The sequence below is a fragment of the Phenylobacterium sp. CCH9-H3 genome (assembly GCF_001557235.1).
GTDB lineage: Bacteria > Pseudomonadota > Alphaproteobacteria > Caulobacterales > Caulobacteraceae > Phenylobacterium.
Genome location: NZ_LSJI01000058.1, coordinates 14,321 through 28,007, shown reverse-complemented (window position 1 = coordinate 28,007; position 13,687 = coordinate 14,321). Strand labels below are relative to the sequence as shown.

Annotated in this window: 16 protein-coding genes; 8 read left to right on the top strand and 8 right to left on the bottom strand. The window is 70.0% G+C overall.

Annotation, left to right across the window (positions count from 1 at the left end; genetic code table 11):
* Nucleotides 1–21 precede the first annotated feature (21 nt).
* Nucleotides 22–273 carry an acyl carrier protein gene (locus AX721_RS05145; RefSeq protein WP_068874975.1) on the top strand — a complete coding sequence of 84 codons (252 nt, stop codon included), beginning with the start codon at nt 22–24 and terminating at the stop codon, nt 271–273.
* Nucleotides 274–275: 2 nt separating this feature from the next.
* Nucleotides 276–1,490, top strand: coding sequence for a pyridoxal phosphate-dependent aminotransferase family protein (locus AX721_RS05140; protein ID WP_068874950.1), 1,215 nt, complete (start codon nt 276–278; stop codon nt 1,488–1,490).
* On the opposite strand, the gene AX721_RS05135 is transcribed toward AX721_RS05140, so the two are convergent.
* Genes AX721_RS05135 through AX721_RS05125 form a run of 3 tightly spaced genes read right to left on the bottom strand, consistent with a single transcriptional unit; the run spans nt 1,463 to nt 4,391 of the window.
* On the bottom strand, nt 1,463–2,374 hold the full coding sequence (locus tag AX721_RS05135; RefSeq protein ID WP_068874949.1) for a hypothetical protein: 912 nt from the start codon (nt 2,372–2,374) through the stop codon (nt 1,463–1,465). The genes AX721_RS05140 and AX721_RS05135 overlap by 28 nt on opposite strands.
* On the bottom strand, nt 2,371–3,288 hold the full coding sequence (locus AX721_RS05130) for a diacylglycerol kinase family protein (RefSeq protein WP_068874948.1): 918 nt from the start codon (nt 3,286–3,288) through the stop codon (nt 2,371–2,373). Before AX721_RS05130 ends, AX721_RS05135 begins: the two co-directional genes overlap by 4 nt.
* Nucleotides 3,285–4,391, bottom strand: coding sequence for a CDP-alcohol phosphatidyltransferase family protein (locus AX721_RS05125; protein WP_068874974.1), 1,107 nt, complete (start codon nt 4,389–4,391; stop codon nt 3,285–3,287). The genes AX721_RS05130 and AX721_RS05125 overlap by 4 nt, the downstream gene beginning before the upstream one ends.
* A gap of 76 nt (nt 4,392–4,467) precedes the next feature.
* Here AX721_RS05125 and AX721_RS05120 point away from each other — a divergent pair, with 76 nt between their 5' ends.
* Entirely contained in the window at nt 4,468–5,352 is an 885-nt protein-coding gene (locus AX721_RS05120) for a metallophosphoesterase (RefSeq protein ID WP_068874947.1), read from the top strand.
* Here AX721_RS05120 and AX721_RS05115 read toward each other — a convergent pair.
* Complete coding sequence (locus AX721_RS05115; protein ID WP_068874946.1) at nt 5,349–5,816, bottom strand: DUF2141 domain-containing protein; 468 nt, start codon at nt 5,814–5,816, stop codon at nt 5,349–5,351. The two genes, AX721_RS05120 and AX721_RS05115, sit on opposite strands and share 4 nt — an antisense overlap.
* A gap of 63 nt (nt 5,817–5,879) precedes the next feature.
* Between AX721_RS05115 and AX721_RS05110 the strand changes: the two genes are divergently transcribed.
* Genes AX721_RS05110 through AX721_RS05090 form a run of 5 tightly spaced genes read left to right on the top strand, consistent with a single transcriptional unit; the run spans nt 5,880 to nt 10,464 of the window.
* The gene (locus AX721_RS05110) at nt 5,880–6,314 is read left to right on the top strand and encodes an HIT family protein (protein ID WP_068874945.1); all 435 of its coding nucleotides are present in this window, start codon (nt 5,880–5,882) and stop codon (nt 6,312–6,314) included.
* 22 nt (nt 6,315–6,336) lie between these two features.
* On the top strand, nt 6,337–7,524 hold the full coding sequence (locus AX721_RS05105; protein WP_231733345.1) for an LptF/LptG family permease: 1,188 nt from the start codon (nt 6,337–6,339) through the stop codon (nt 7,522–7,524).
* On the top strand, nt 7,521–8,579 hold the full coding sequence (locus AX721_RS05100; protein WP_068874944.1) for an LptF/LptG family permease: 1,059 nt from the start codon (nt 7,521–7,523) through the stop codon (nt 8,577–8,579). Before AX721_RS05105 ends, AX721_RS05100 begins: the two co-directional genes overlap by 4 nt.
* A 2-nt stretch (nt 8,580–8,581) precedes the next feature.
* Nucleotides 8,582–9,718: a dATP pyrophosphohydrolase gene (locus AX721_RS05095; protein WP_231733344.1), complete on the top strand. Its 1,137-nt coding sequence runs from the start codon at nt 8,582–8,584 to the stop codon at nt 9,716–9,718.
* On the top strand, nt 9,715–10,464 hold the full coding sequence (locus AX721_RS05090) for a nucleotidyltransferase family protein (protein WP_068874943.1): 750 nt from the start codon (nt 9,715–9,717) through the stop codon (nt 10,462–10,464). Before AX721_RS05095 ends, AX721_RS05090 begins: the two co-directional genes overlap by 4 nt.
* Here the strand turns inward: AX721_RS05090 and AX721_RS05085 are convergent.
* From AX721_RS05085 to AX721_RS05070, 4 genes are all read right to left on the bottom strand, one after another.
* Nucleotides 10,461–11,543, bottom strand: a complete 1,083-nt coding sequence (locus tag AX721_RS05085) for a methyl-accepting chemotaxis protein (protein ID WP_068874942.1) — start codon at nt 11,541–11,543, stop codon at nt 10,461–10,463. The genes AX721_RS05090 and AX721_RS05085 overlap by 4 nt on opposite strands.
* A gap of 155 nt (nt 11,544–11,698) precedes the next feature.
* Nucleotides 11,699–12,448, bottom strand: coding sequence for a sugar phosphate nucleotidyltransferase (locus tag AX721_RS05080; protein WP_068874941.1), 750 nt, complete (start codon nt 12,446–12,448; stop codon nt 11,699–11,701).
* A 161-nt stretch (nt 12,449–12,609) separates the two neighbouring features.
* Nucleotides 12,610–12,870: an SWIB/MDM2 domain-containing protein gene (locus tag AX721_RS05075; RefSeq protein ID WP_068874940.1), complete on the bottom strand. Its 261-nt coding sequence runs from the start codon at nt 12,868–12,870 to the stop codon at nt 12,610–12,612.
* Nucleotides 12,871–12,990: 120 nt separating this feature from the next.
* On the bottom strand, nt 12,991–13,629 hold the full coding sequence (locus AX721_RS05070) for a dienelactone hydrolase family protein (protein ID WP_197422471.1): 639 nt from the start codon (nt 13,627–13,629) through the stop codon (nt 12,991–12,993).
* Between the last annotated feature and the right edge of the window lie 58 nt (nt 13,630–13,687).

The following is a 13,687-nucleotide window of genomic DNA, read 5'->3' as shown; positions in this document are numbered from 1 at the left end:
CCGATGGGGGGCTCGTCTATGGTGGAACTGGCGACGGATTTGACCGTCCGCGAGGTCGCGCGAGCGGCCGAGACGGTCCTGGGCCGAAGCGTTCAGGTCACGCCCGAGACGGACATCGCCCGCGACCTCGCAGTGGATTCGCTTGCGCTGATGAACATCGTCATGGAGCTTGAGGATCGCTTCGACCTCTCGATTCCCCTGGATCGTCTGGCGACGGTGCAGACGGTCGGCGACCTTTCTGAATTGATCAACAAGCTGCGGGTGAAGGCTTAAGGATGTCGCTGCTCGACAAGCACCTGGGCTATCGCGCCCCGTTGGATGGCATCCGCGCGGCGGGCGCCGATCCGTCCGCCGTCCGATTCGACGCCGTCCTGTCGCCCACCGAAGGCATGCTGGACGGCCGGAAGGTGATCCTTCTCGGCACGAACAACTATCTGGGCCTGACGTTCGATCCGGCCTGTATCGAGGCGTCGGCCGACGCCGTGCGCCAGTGGGGCACCGGCACCACCGGCTCGCGCTTCGCCAACGGCACCTTCGCCGGCCACACGGCGCTGGAGACGGCGCTGGCCAAGTTCTACGGCCGCAAGCACGCCATGGTCTTCACGACCGGCTACCAGGCGAACCTGGGCGGCATCTCCGGCCTGGTCGGCCGCGGGGATCACCTGATCCTGGACGCCGACAGTCACGCCTCGATCTATGACGCCGCCAAGCTGTCCGGCGCCGAGGTCATCCGCTTCCGCCACAACGACCCCGAGGATCTGGCCAAGCGTCTGCGCCGCATGGGCGACGCCGCCAAGGGCAGCCTGATCGTGGTCGAAGGCATCTACTCCATGATCGGCGACGTGGCGCCCCTCAAGGAGATGGTCGCGATCAAGAAGGAAGCAGGCGCCTACCTGCTGGTGGACGAGGCCCACTCGATGGGCGTGCTGGGCGAGAAGGGCCGCGGCCTGGCCGAGGCGGCCGGCGTCGAGGACGACGTCGACTTCATCGTCGGCACCTTCTCCAAGAGCCTGGGCGCGGTGGGCGGCTTCCTGGTCTCCGACGAGGACAATTTCGACCTGCTGCGCATCGTCAGCCGGCCCTACATGTTCACGGCTTCGCTGCCCCCGGCCGTGATCGCCTCGACCCTGACCGCGCTCAAGCGTCTGGAAGAGGATTCCAGCCTGCGCGCCCAGCTCGCGGCCAACGCCGACCGCCTCTACGAAGGCCTGCGCGACATGGGCTATGCCGTGGGTCCCCACGCCAGCCCCATCACCGCCGTCGTGATGCCCGACCAGGCCACGGCCGTGATGATGTGGAACGCCCTGCTGGCCAACGGCGTCTACCTGAACCTGGCGATTCCGCCGGCCACGCCCGAGAACAAGTCGCTGCTGCGTTCCAGCGTCAGCGCCGCCCACACATCTGAGCAGATTGACGCCGTGCTCGACATCTTCGAGCGCCTGGGCCTCGAGTACGGCCTGCTTCAGCGCGCGCGCCGCGCCTCGGCCTGACGCCGCCTGAGTTCAAGCCATGCGCCGGGCGCCGCCAGGAACGGGTGGCGCTCGCGGAAAGGCGTGATCGAAAGCTCGATGCCGGTATGCCGCTCGACCTTGTAGGCCGCATACCGCGCCGCGCCGTCGAAGGTGAAGGCCGCCTTCAGGATCCGCGCCACATTCAGCGGCTTGCCCATCAGGTCCGGCAGCGTCCAGGCCGGCAGGCCGCGCTTCATCGGCCGCAGCGTCCCGCCCTCAGCCACATACCGGACGCCACCCTCGTCCCAGGCTAGCGACAGGATTTCGGCGTAGCGGTCGCCGCCAGCCGCCATCACGGTGTCCGCGCGCCCGACGCCCTCCACCCGGAACTCCGCCGCATAGGTGCGCCGGAACAGCGCTCGCCAGAAGGCGTCGGCCGGCCCGGCGTCCGGCCCCAGCGCGGCGGCGTAGCGGGCCGCCGTCACCGCCGCGGCCGTGACGGCCAGGGCCGCAGCCTCCGCCGCTTCGGCGTCTGCGCTCCATACGCGCTGCGCCGGCTGGACGAACCGGGCCCAGATGGTGGTGTCCAGCGTCCGCCCCTCCGCCGCCCGCAGGAAGGTCGCCAGCGGCAGGGTCGCCACCTTGGCGCGCAGCAGCCGGCCGCCGACCTGGACCTCGTGGTAGCTGACCTCGGGCCAGATCACCCGCTCGACCAGGCCGTGGAACCCGCGGCGATGCGGCCGCCGGGTCAGCCGGTAGAAATCGAGGATGCCGGACAGATCGCCCGTCCGCAGGGTCGAGCCATAGTAGAGGATCGCCGCGTCCCGCGCCGGATCGGCCAGCGCCCGCGCCAGTTCGACCACCGCCTCGGGCGCCGTCGACGCCAACTCGGCCTCGATGCGCCGGGCGAGCTCTCCCGTCACGGGATCACGAACTCCAGCGCCGGGCCCTGGCGCACCGTGAGATCGCCGCCCTTGTACGGCTCACCGTCCAGGACGAAGTCGCCATCGAAGGACAGGTCGAAGCTGTCCACGTCATGACGCCGGTAGCCGCAGGACTCCAGCCAGGGGGCGTCCTCACCCCGGACGATCACCGGCAGGGCGCGCAGCAGCCGCTTTGGCGGCGCCTCCACCGACAGCACCTTCAGCCCCTCCCGCGGCTCGCCGTAGGGTTTCAGGCCCAGCGGGAACCGTTTGAGCGTCGAGGCCATGACCAGGAACCAGCGCCGCCCGTCCGGCGTCGGCGCGATCGACAGGCTGGCTGTCTCCCCGCGCCGCCAGCGGTCGCCAGCGCCGCCCAGGACCGTGCGCACCAGCGCCCCGGCCATGGTGATCCCCACGGCGGCGTCGTCGACGAATCCACGCCCATGGTTCTTCTGCGCCAGCTTGGTCGCCCGCACGAAGGCGCCGACGCCCAGCAGGAAGCCGCGCCGCTCAGGCGCCGTCTGGCCCGCGCGGACCACTTCCAGGCACTGGCGCCGCTTGGTCGGCCGGCCGGCCTGGCAGGCGGCGAGGATCTGCTCCAGGGTCGTGCCGAGCGGCGTCTCGATATCCAGCGCCAGGGCGTTGGTCTTGCCGTTCGGCAGCACCGCCAGACGCGGCAGGCGGCCCTCGAACGCTTCGGGCAGGCGCGTCAGCACCTCGCGCACCGTCCCGTCGCCGCCGTCGATGACCACCAGTTCGACGCCCGTGGCCGCGAAGCGGCGCAGGCCGGCCAGCAGGTGGCTGGGCTCCTCCGGAACGATGTCCAGCACATCGTCGGGCAGGCAAGGCGGTGCGCCGCCGCCGCCGCGGTTGCGGTGGCTGTAGCGGTTCCAGATGAGGCCGGCGCGGATCACCGCGACAGCCAGGAGACCACGCGTTCGCGCGGCATGGCCATGGCCTGGACCACCTGGGCGCCGTGGACGATCAGGCACAGGCCGGTCCAGACGGCCACCAGGAAGAAGCCGATCTGCGGATAGCCCAAGAGCCAAGCCGGCGTCAGGATCAGCAGATTCGGGTTCCGCCGGGCCGTGATCAGGCGGAAGAAGCTGTCGAACGGCCGCCAGGCGTGAACGTGGAAGCCGAACAGGCGCATGAAGATCCCCTCCTCCACGCGCTGCAGCACATAGCCCGCCAGGATCACCGCCAGCGACAGCTCGGCCCAGGGCGGCGGCAGGCCAACCTGGAAGCAGCCGACGTACCAGGCCCACCACCAGAACGGCGGGTGGATGAGGTCGATGCCGTGGTCAAAGACGTTGCCGATGGCCGACGAGGTCAGGGTCACCCGCGCCAGCTTGCCGTCGACGGTGTCGAGAAAGGTCATGATCCAGGCGCAGACCAAGCCCCAGCCGAACTGCCCCTCCCAGAAGAGCCAGAAGGCCGCCAGGACCAGCAGGAAGCCCGCAAAGGTCACATGGTTCGGCTTCAGGCCCGCGATGGCGCACCAGCGGGTGACGATCCGGGCCGGCACGGGCCACCAGTACTTGGTGACCACGTCGGTCACGCCCTTGTACGAGCCGGCGAAGGTGCGGGCCTCCACCGCGCGGACGTTGTCCGGGGTTAGCCGCACCAGCACCGGCGGCTCGCGCTTGCGCAGCGCCTCGTTGTAGGCGAGCTCGGCCAGCGACAGGCGCTGCAGCCCACCGGGGTCGGCACCCCTCTCCAGCGCCGCGGCGGCCTCGGCGGCCCGCTCGGCCGGCACGTGAGCGGCCACCGCCTCGCCCGCGTCGGTCACCAGCACGGAGCCCGGACGTTTCGCCAGCGTGGCCAACAGGGATTCGTCGTAGACCCAGCCGCCCAGCGCCAGCACCACGCCGCCCGAGGCCGGCGCGGTCTCGACGACGTTCAGCTTCGCCCGCACGAAGGTCCGGCGCAGCCGCTCGCGCGCCGTCATCCCCCATATGCGGACCTCGCCCGCACCCAGGATCATCCCAGCCGGCGCGGCGGCCGTCTCAGCCATGGTCTGCAAAAGCTCGCGCGCCTCTCACGCAAATCAGTGGAACCTGATACCGAGCGCCGTTCCGTTAGGAAAGCTCGTGACCACCTTCCGCCTCGCCCACCTCTCGGACCTGCAGCTCCCGCCGCCGCCCCTGCCCTTCCGCTGGCGTGACGCCGCCTCCAAGCGGCTGCTGAGCCGGTTCGCCTGGCGGCGCAAGCAGCACAGGCACCTCCGAGCCGTGCTCGACGCCGTCGCGGCCGACGTCGCGGCGCGCGCGCCGGACCATGTGGTCATAACCGGCGACGTCATCAACTTTGCGACGCCCGAGGAATTCGCCGCCGCGCGCGACTGGCTGGAGGCCCTGGGCCCGCCCGACCGCATCACCGTCAGCCCGGGGAACCACGACGCCCTCAGCGCCGCGGGCGCGCCTAGAGGGTTCGAGCCCTGGAAACCCTGGCTGTCCGACGGCGGCGAGGCCGGATTCCCGCACCTGCGCGTCCGCCGGCCGGTGGCGCTGGTGAACCTGTCGTCCGCCGTGCCCACGGCCCTGCACCTGGCGCAAGGCACGCTCGGCCAGGCGCAGATCGAGGCGGCCGGCCGGCTGCTGCGCGAAAGCGGCGAGCGCGGCCTCTACCGGGTGGTCCTGCTTCATCATCCCGTGGCGCGGGGCGTCGTCGCGGGCCGCAAGGCCCTGACCGATGCGGTGGCGTTGCGGGCTATGCTGGCCGAAACAGGCGCCGAGTTGGTCCTTCACGGCCATGCCCACGAAGCGCTGATGACGTCGACGCCGGGTCCGCGCGGCGCCATCCCGATCCTGGCGGTCCCCGCGGCTTCCACCCCGGCCGGCGGGCGCGGCCAACCCGCCCGCTGGAACGAGATCGCCATCGCACGAAGCGACGGGGGCTTCCGGACCGAGGTCACCGCGCGCGGCGTCACGTCCGCGCTGGCCGTCGAGACGCTGGGAAGCTTCGTGCTGTGCTAGCGCAGGTACTTCATCTGGATCGGCACCAGCCGCTCGCCCGGACCCACGCGGAACCGGACCGCGGAGAGCGGCGGCAGGCCGGTCCGGGTGTCAGGATCGTTCGAGAAGCCGAACCCCTCGGCCGGCAGGCCGACGAGCGTGCGATCGAAGTCCCGGTCGCCGTCGCGGTCGTGATAGACGGCCACGGCGTAGCTGCCCTGGGGCGCCCAGAAGCAGGCGCGCACGGTCGCGGCCGCCCGTATGCGCTGACGCGCCCACTTGCCGCCCTTGGCCAGGAATCGGCGCTTGTCGTCGGGATAGACCGTGATCGCCACCTCTCCGACCGCCGGCCGAACGCCGGCAACCTGCACCGTCAGCTTGGAGGAGCTCGGGGTACGCGTTCCCGCGCAGCCCTGGTCGGCCAGGGCCGGACCAGCCGCCAGCAATCCTGCAGCGGCGGCGATTGCGGCCGTTCGGCCTTTCATGCTCAGGACCGGCTCCCTATGATCTTTCGCGCGGCCTCGCCGCTCATCTGGCATGGATAAGTCGTGACGAACCCGACGGCCCGCAAGTTCGGCTACCCCCACACCCTGGTCGCCGAGACCGCGCACTGGCTGGTGCTGGTCCGGCCGCAACAGCCCACCTTTGGCGCGCTCGTCCTGGTTTGCAAGGATGAGGCGACGGCGTTCTCCGACCTGCCTGCCACTGCGTTCGCGGACATGAAGCTGGCTGTGGACGGCATCGAGCGCCTGCTCCGCCACACTGTGGCCTACGAACGCATCAACTACCTGATGCTGATGATGGTCGATCCCGACGTCCATTTCCACGTCCTGCCCCGCTACGACGGCGAGCGGACGTACGCGGGCCAGACGTTCAAGGATGCGGGCTGGCCGGGGCCTCCGGCGCTTGCGTCTCACGTCGCGCTGAGCGAGGAGGGGGCGACGGCGCTGGCCGCCGATTTCGCCGCCCGCTGGCGGGCATGACCGCCGCTGACCGGGGGACCCGTTGAGTCTCATCGACCGCTATCTGCTCCGCCTGGCCCTCTGGCCGATGGTGGGAGCCATGGGGGTGACCCTGGTCGCGCTCCTGCTGGAGCGGATCCTGCGGCTGCTCGACATGCTGTCGGCCTCCAGCGACCGCTTCGGCTTCGTGGCCCAGCTCGCGGTGAACCTGGTGCCGCACTACCTGGGCCTCACCCTGCCCGCCGCCTTCTTCCTGGCGCTGGTGGTGGTGGTGAATCGGATGAACCAGTCGTCCGAGGTGGACGCCCTGCTGGCCGCCGGGGTTTCGCTGACCCGGTTGGCCGCGCCCTATCTCTGCCTGGCGGCGGCGCTTACGGCGGTGAGCCTGCTGGTCTTCGGTTTCCTGCAGCCCTACAGCCGCTATGCCTATCGCGCGGTGCTGCACACCGCCCAGAACGCGGGCTGGAACGGCCTGGTGCCGGCCGAGACGATCCTGGCGCCGTCCAAGAACCTGACCATGACCACCGACGAAGCGGATGCGGCCGGCCAGCAGCTTTCGCGCATCTTCATCCGCCGCATCACCGACAAGGGCCGCGAGGAGATCACCACCGCCAAGATGGCCGAGATCCGCCGCGCGGCGGATGGCAAGAACGTCCGGCTCGAGCTGCAGGACGGCCAGCAGCTCCGCTTCAACGAGCAGGGCCGGCCCGAGATCCTCAGCTTCAAGACCTTCACCATGCAGCTGCCGATGACCGGGCCGGCGCGCCTGCTCCGCGCGCGGGGCGGCGACGAGCGCGAACTGACCCTGTTCGAACTGGCCGATCAGGCCCGCACGGGTAGTTCCACGCTATCCAGCGCGGCCCTGAAGGGCGAGCTGTACGGGCGTTTGGCCCGCGCGTTCTCCCTGCCCTTGCTCCCGCTGCTTGCGGTGCCCTTGGGACTGGCCGCCAAGCGCAGCGGCCGCGCGCCCGGCGCCATCGTCGGCGGCATCCTGCTGCTCGCCTTCCACCACCTCATCCAGCTTGGCGAGGGCCTGGCGGCGAAGGGCCGTGTCTCGGCCGAGGTGGCTGTCGGCGCGCCCTATCTGGCGTTCGCGGCCATCGCCCTCACCGTCTTCTTCACCAGCCGCAAGCGGCCCGGCGAGACGCCCATCGGCCAGGCGATGGAACACCTCGGCGCCTTCATCGCCCGGATGCGGATGAAGAAGGCCTCGGCGAGCGCTACGCCGTGACCCTGGGCGGCTACCTCCTGAAGCTGGTGGGATCGCGGATCCTGATCGCGCTCCTGGTGCTGGTCGGCATCCTGCAGATCCTGGATCTGCTCGACGTCACCAATGACATCCTGGACCGCGACCTGGGCGCCGCCGGCGTCGGATACTACGCCATGCTGCGCCTGCCGCGGCTGATCGAACAGGCCGCGCCCCTGGCGGTGCTGGCCGGGGCCCTGTTCGCCTTCGGCAAGCTGGCCGGCGACAGCGCGGTGACGGCGATGCGGTCCACGGGCATCTCGACCTACCGCATCACCATGATGGCGATCCCGGCGGCGCTGGTGCTCGCGCTGACCCAACTGGCGATCGGCCTGCAGATCGCACCCCGCACGGACAGCATGCTGTCGGACTGGTGGCAAGCCAGCACCCCCAGGGACAAGGCCAAGGCCGTCGATCCGGTGACCTTCCGCGTCGGCGACGAGATCGTGGTCGCCTTGCCGCGCGATCCCGACGGACGCAGCCTGGAGCAGGTCACGATCTATCGCCGCGACGCCAACGGCCGCCTCGTGCAACGCACCAGCGCACAGGCCGCCGTTTTCGAGAACGAACGCTGGCGGTTGGTCGAACCGCGCTTCGAGAGCCTGGGAACCGCCAGCATCGCCGAGGGACAGGCCCGGTCCATGGACTGGACCCAGAACCTGCGCCCCAGCGACGTCCGCATGCTGGCCGCCGGCGAGACCACGGTCACCGCCGCCGAAGCCCGACGCGCCCTCACCGGCGGTCTGTCGGTGCGCCCTCGCACCTACTACGACACTCAGCTCCAGCGGGCCTGGGCGGCGCCTCTGGCCTGCCTGGTGATGCTGTTGCTGGCCGCGCCGGCGTCGCTGGCGAACTTCCGCGGCGGGGGGGCGACCCTGATGGTCCAGTGCCTGGCCGCCGGTCTCCTGTACCTCGTATTCGACGGCGCATTCACGGCGCTGGGCGAGAACGGCGCAGCGCCTCCGATCCTGGCCGCCTGGGCGGCGCCGGCGATGTTCGCCGCCCTCGGGGTCACCGTGTTGCTCTACCTGGAAGGATAATCGTGGCAGGGGGCGTCGATATCGTCCCGGTCAGTTCCAAGGCGGAGCTGGACCGGTTCATCCGCGTGCCCATGCGGCTCGGCGCGCGCGATCCGAACTACATCGCGCCGCTGATCCTGGAACGCGGCGAGTCGCTGAGCCCCAAGGGCAACCCGTTCTTCGAGCACGCCGACGTCCAGTTCTGGCTGGCGGTGAAGGACGGCCGGGACGTCGGCCGGATCAGCGCCCAGCTCGACCACCTGAACCCGCAGACCCGCGAAGGCGTCGGCCATTTCGGCATGATCGCGGCCGAGGACGATCCGGCCGTGTTCGAAGCGCTCTTCGCCGCGGCCGAGGCCTGGCTGAAGGCCAAGGGCTGCCGGGTCGCGATCGGGCCGGTGAACCTGTCCACCAACGAGGAGGTGGGTCTCCTGGTCGAGGGGCACGACACGCCGCCGATGTTCATGATGAGCCACGATGCGCCTCACACGCCCGGCCGCATCGAAGGCATGGGATACGCCAAGGCCAAGGACATCTTCGCCTACGTCTGCAGTGTGGCCGACGATCTGCCCGCCCCCATCCAGCGGCGTATCCGCAAGGGCCTGCCCGAGGGCGTGACGCTCCGGACAGTGGAGATGAAGCGTCTCGATCAGGAGGTGCAGACACTGACCGCCATCCTCAACGACGCCTGGTCGGACAACTGGGGCTTCACGCCGACCACCGAGGCCGAGACGAAGGCGCTGGCCACGACGCTGAAGCTGCTGATCGACGCCCGCCTGGCCTGGTTCGCCGAGATCGACGGCGAGCCGGCCGGGTTCATGATTCTCCTCCCGAACATCAACGAGGCGATCGCCGACCTGAAGGGCAAGCTGTTCCCGTTCGGCTGGGCCAAGCTCCTGTGGCGGCTGAAGGTGAAGGGTCCGAAGACCGGCCGCGTGCCGCTGATGGGCGTGCGGCGGAAGTTCGCGAACAGCCTCCGCGGCCAACTCCTGCCCTTCCACCTCATCGACGCGGTGGCGCAGGCCGCCCGCAAGCAGGGCTACGAGCGGTACGAGCTGTCATGGATCCTGGAGGATAACATGGCCATGCGGCGCATCTGCGACGCCGGCGGGGCCAAGGTCTACAAGACCTACCGGCTCTACGAGAAGGCGCTGGCGTGACGGGCTTCCAGGCGCTGGTGCTGGCGGGCTCGCGCGCCGGCGTCGACCCGGTGGCGGCCTATGGCGGCGCCTCGCACAAGGCGCTGATCCGGCTGCAGGGCGAAACCCTGCTGGCGCGGGTGGTGGGCGCCGTGCGCGCGGCCGGCGCGACGCGCGTCGCTGTGATCTCCAGCCATCCCGAGGTCCGCGCCGAGATCGCGCGCCTGGGCGCCGAGGCGCTGGACGAGGCGGAGGGGCCGAGCCTGAGCGTCCGGGCCGGCGCGCTGCGTCTCGGGACGCCGCTGCTGGTCGCCACCGCCGACCACGCCCTGCTGGAGCCGGCGTGGATCACACGCTTCCTGGCCGACACGCCGCCCGACGCCGACGTCACGGTGCTGGTCGCCTCGCGCGCTGCCGTCGAAGCGGCGGCCCCCGGAACGAAGCGCACCTGGCTGAAACTCGCCGACGGCGACTGGTCGGGCTGCAATCTGTTCTACCTGGCCAACGACCGGGCGCTGGCCGTGATAGACCTGTGGCGGCGGGTGGAAGCCGAGCGCAAACGTCCCTGGAAGATGGCCCAGATCCTCGGCCCGGGCATGCTGCTGCGCTACCTGAGCCGGCGACTGGGGCTGCGGGATGCGGCCGCCCGCCTCGGCGCGTTGGCCGGCGTTCGCGCGGCCATCGTGGAGACGCCGTTCGGCCTCGCTTCGGTGGATGTCGACAAGCCGGCCGACCTCGACCTCGTGCGCGAGCTCACCAGCCGCTAGGCCGCGTTGGCCCGGCGGACGGTTTCGGTGGCGGCGACGCGCTCATCCTGGACGATGCAGCCGTACCAGCCCAGGCCCTCATAGGTCTCGTAGCCTGGCGTGAGGGCGTAGCCGACGGTGACGCCCTGGGCCGCATAGCTGCCCATGCTCTCGGCGCTCGCGGGAAGGCTGAAGGTGTCGGCGAGTTCGCCCCGACGGTCGGACGAGGCCAGGACCCGGCCGGTGCGATCCAGCAGCAGGACGCGCGAGCGCTGTCGCTCCTCGTCCGTGAGGCGCACGCCATCGACAACCGCATGGGCCTGCGGCTGCCAGTCGAAATGGATGCCGAGCACGCCGATGACTTCGCCGTTCACGGCGCCGTTGCGCCGGATCGCGGCGGCGTAGGTGGCGACCGGAGCGTCGTTCAGGAGGGCGGCGCGCTCCACGTCGCAGGCCACGAAGTCCTGCCCGGAGGCGGTCGCCTTGGCGTTCTTGAACCAGGCGGCGTTGGCGACGGAGCTGCCGGCGACCCGCGGATAGCGCTCGGGCCGGCCCGTAGCGATCACCCGGCCCTGCGCGTCGCAGATCCACAGGTCGAGATAGACCGTGTACGCGTCGAGGATGACCTTCAGGCGCCCGCTGGCGTGCTCGGCGGCGGCGTCGGTGCCCGCCGCGGCGCAATCCACGACCGCAGAGTCCGTGGCCCACCAGCGGACGTCGCAGGTCCGCTCATAGAGGTTCCGGTCGATGATCTCGATGGCGTTCAGCGCCAGGTCGGCCAGCCGCTGCCCGCGGAGATGGCCGAGGATCGCGCCGCCGACCGCGGAGAGCTCGCGCAGGTCGCCCTGCACCTGGCTCTGCAGGTCCGCCGTCACCTCGTCGATGCGCGACGAGATCTGCTTGAACTCCTCCGCCACGACCGAGAAGCCGCGACCGGCCTCACCGGCCCGCGCGGCCGTGATCAGGGCGTTGATGGCCAGCATCTTCGCCTCGCGGTTGATGCGGGCGATCTCGCCGATGCTGGTCGCGGCGGCCGTGGACAGCCGCTCGGACAGCTCGAGGATCCGCTCGGGAACCAGGGCTTCTTCGCTGTCGGACAACGGAACCTCTGCACGCCTGTCGCCCCCCGTGCGGGCGCGTTAACGGTAACGCTGGCAGCCGATTCTTTAGAAGAAGTTGTCGAGGGCCGAGGAAGTCGTCATGCCCCGCCCCACCCCGGCGGAACGCCCAATTCGTAGGCATTTCAGCCGAAAGACTAGGCGCCGATCGGGGCGTCCCATCCGCTGGAGAGGCGTGTCAGATTCTCGACATCCTGCGGGAAGTCCATTTCGCCCCATTCGAGGCCCTCGATGGACACCACCTTCACGTCGACCCCGGCCCGGGCCAGTTCGTCGATCACCGAGAGGTACCAGCGGCGCAGCCCCTCCGGCGTCTGCAGCACCTGTTCGACGCCCGCCGCGAACTTTGCCGCCCCCGCCTTGGAGAAGCGCAGGAAGCCGATGGACTCGGCGTCGTAGGCCTCGATCGTCTTGCCGATCGCCTTCAGCCGGCCGTGCTCGGTCAGCACCTTCATGTCGTCGGCGTCGTAGGCCGGTTTGCGATCGATGGTGACGGTGATCTCGGCGGGCGGGGCGGCGAGCAAGGCCTCGGCCACGCCGGGCCCAAACAGCGTATCGCCGTTGAGGATCAGAACCTCCCGGTCGAACTCCTGGCGCACGATCCAGCACGAGGCCGTGTTGTCGGACACCGTATAGAAAGGGTTGAAGGCCAGCCGCACGGGCATGGTGAGGTCCAAGGCCGCGACCTCGGCCTCGACCGCGTCGGCGCGGAAGCCCGTGACGATCACGGCCTCCTGCACCCCCGCCGCCTGCAGGCGCAGGAGCTGCCATGCCAGAAGCGTGCGGCCTGACAGCTCGATCAGGCATTTCGGACGGGTCTCGGTCAGCGGCAGCAGCCGCTTGCCCTGCCCTGCAGCGAGGATGATGGCTCTGTTGGGCGAGGTCACGAAAGCGTCCGTGAGAAAGGGGGTCGCGGCGCGCGCCGCGAAGGTCGGCCCTTATGTAGGCACAGGGCCCAAAAGTGAAGAGACCCCGCAGGGCGAGCGGCCCGCGAGGTCTCTCTAGTCCGCACGGCTGCGGCGCGTGAAAGAGGCGCGCCGCGCGCGTCCTACTTCAGGTGCGCCGCCAGGTGCTTGTTCATCTCGAACATGCTGACCTTGTCCTTGCCGCCGAAGACGGGCTTCAGCTTGGCGTCGGCCAGGATCTCGCGCTTGTTGGCGGGATTCTGCAGGTTGTTCTTCTTGATGTAGTCCCAGATCTTCGAGACGGTCTCGCCGCGCGAAAGCTGGCCAGCGCCCACGACGGCCGCCAGTTCGGCGGAGGGCGTCAGGGGCTTCTGCAGTGCGTTCGTCTTCTTTTCCGTGGCCATGGGCTCCCCCGGCTAAAATGTTGGCGCGAGGTCCCGGCGGGGGTCGCCGTGACCGAGTCGCTTTAGGCATCCTAGCGCGGCGAGCGCACCGCGCCACAGAAGATGCGTCACATCAGTCGTCTAGGGGTTGAGCGCGCGATGAACAGGGTTCGTTCCCGCGACGGGCGCGGGCGGCGGAACGACAAGCGCGCGGGCGAAGAAATCCAGCAGGTCGGGCCATCGCGGCTCGGCCTCGTAGACCTCGGTATCGAACAGCACGCCGGAGAGGCTGAAGGCGGCCTCGAGAATCCCAGCCCTGCGCCTCGCGGCGCCGACCTGGTAGCCAATTCTCACCAAGCCATTGATTCTTTGGGATATTTCGAGGGCGGTTCGAGCGCTGAAGCCGCGACCGCCGTAGGCCGCCGCCGCCGCGATGCGCTCGGCCCGATCGGCCGCGAGACGCAGGGCCATGTCCCCGCCCCCGCCGAATCCCAAGGCGCCGACGCGGCTGTCGTCCACGCGGCGCTCGTCGGCGAGATAGTCCATGCAGGCCCAGGCAGCCTCCCGCCGGTCATCCGCGGCAAGGCCCGTGAGGTCGGGTACGATGACGAAATAATTGTGGGCGGATAGCCGCCGGGCGGTGGATTCGCCCCCATGTCCCCCGTCCGGCGGGCCGGAAAGCAGCAGAATCGGGGGCTTGCGGCCTGGCGTGTCGGGCCAGACGACGAAGGCGTCCAGCGCCCCTTCATCCAGTTCGAGCTCGATGCGGGCTTCCGGCATGCCCGCCACCATAATCCTACAAAATTAGTAGGAATAAAACCGATTGTCTGGCGCCGGT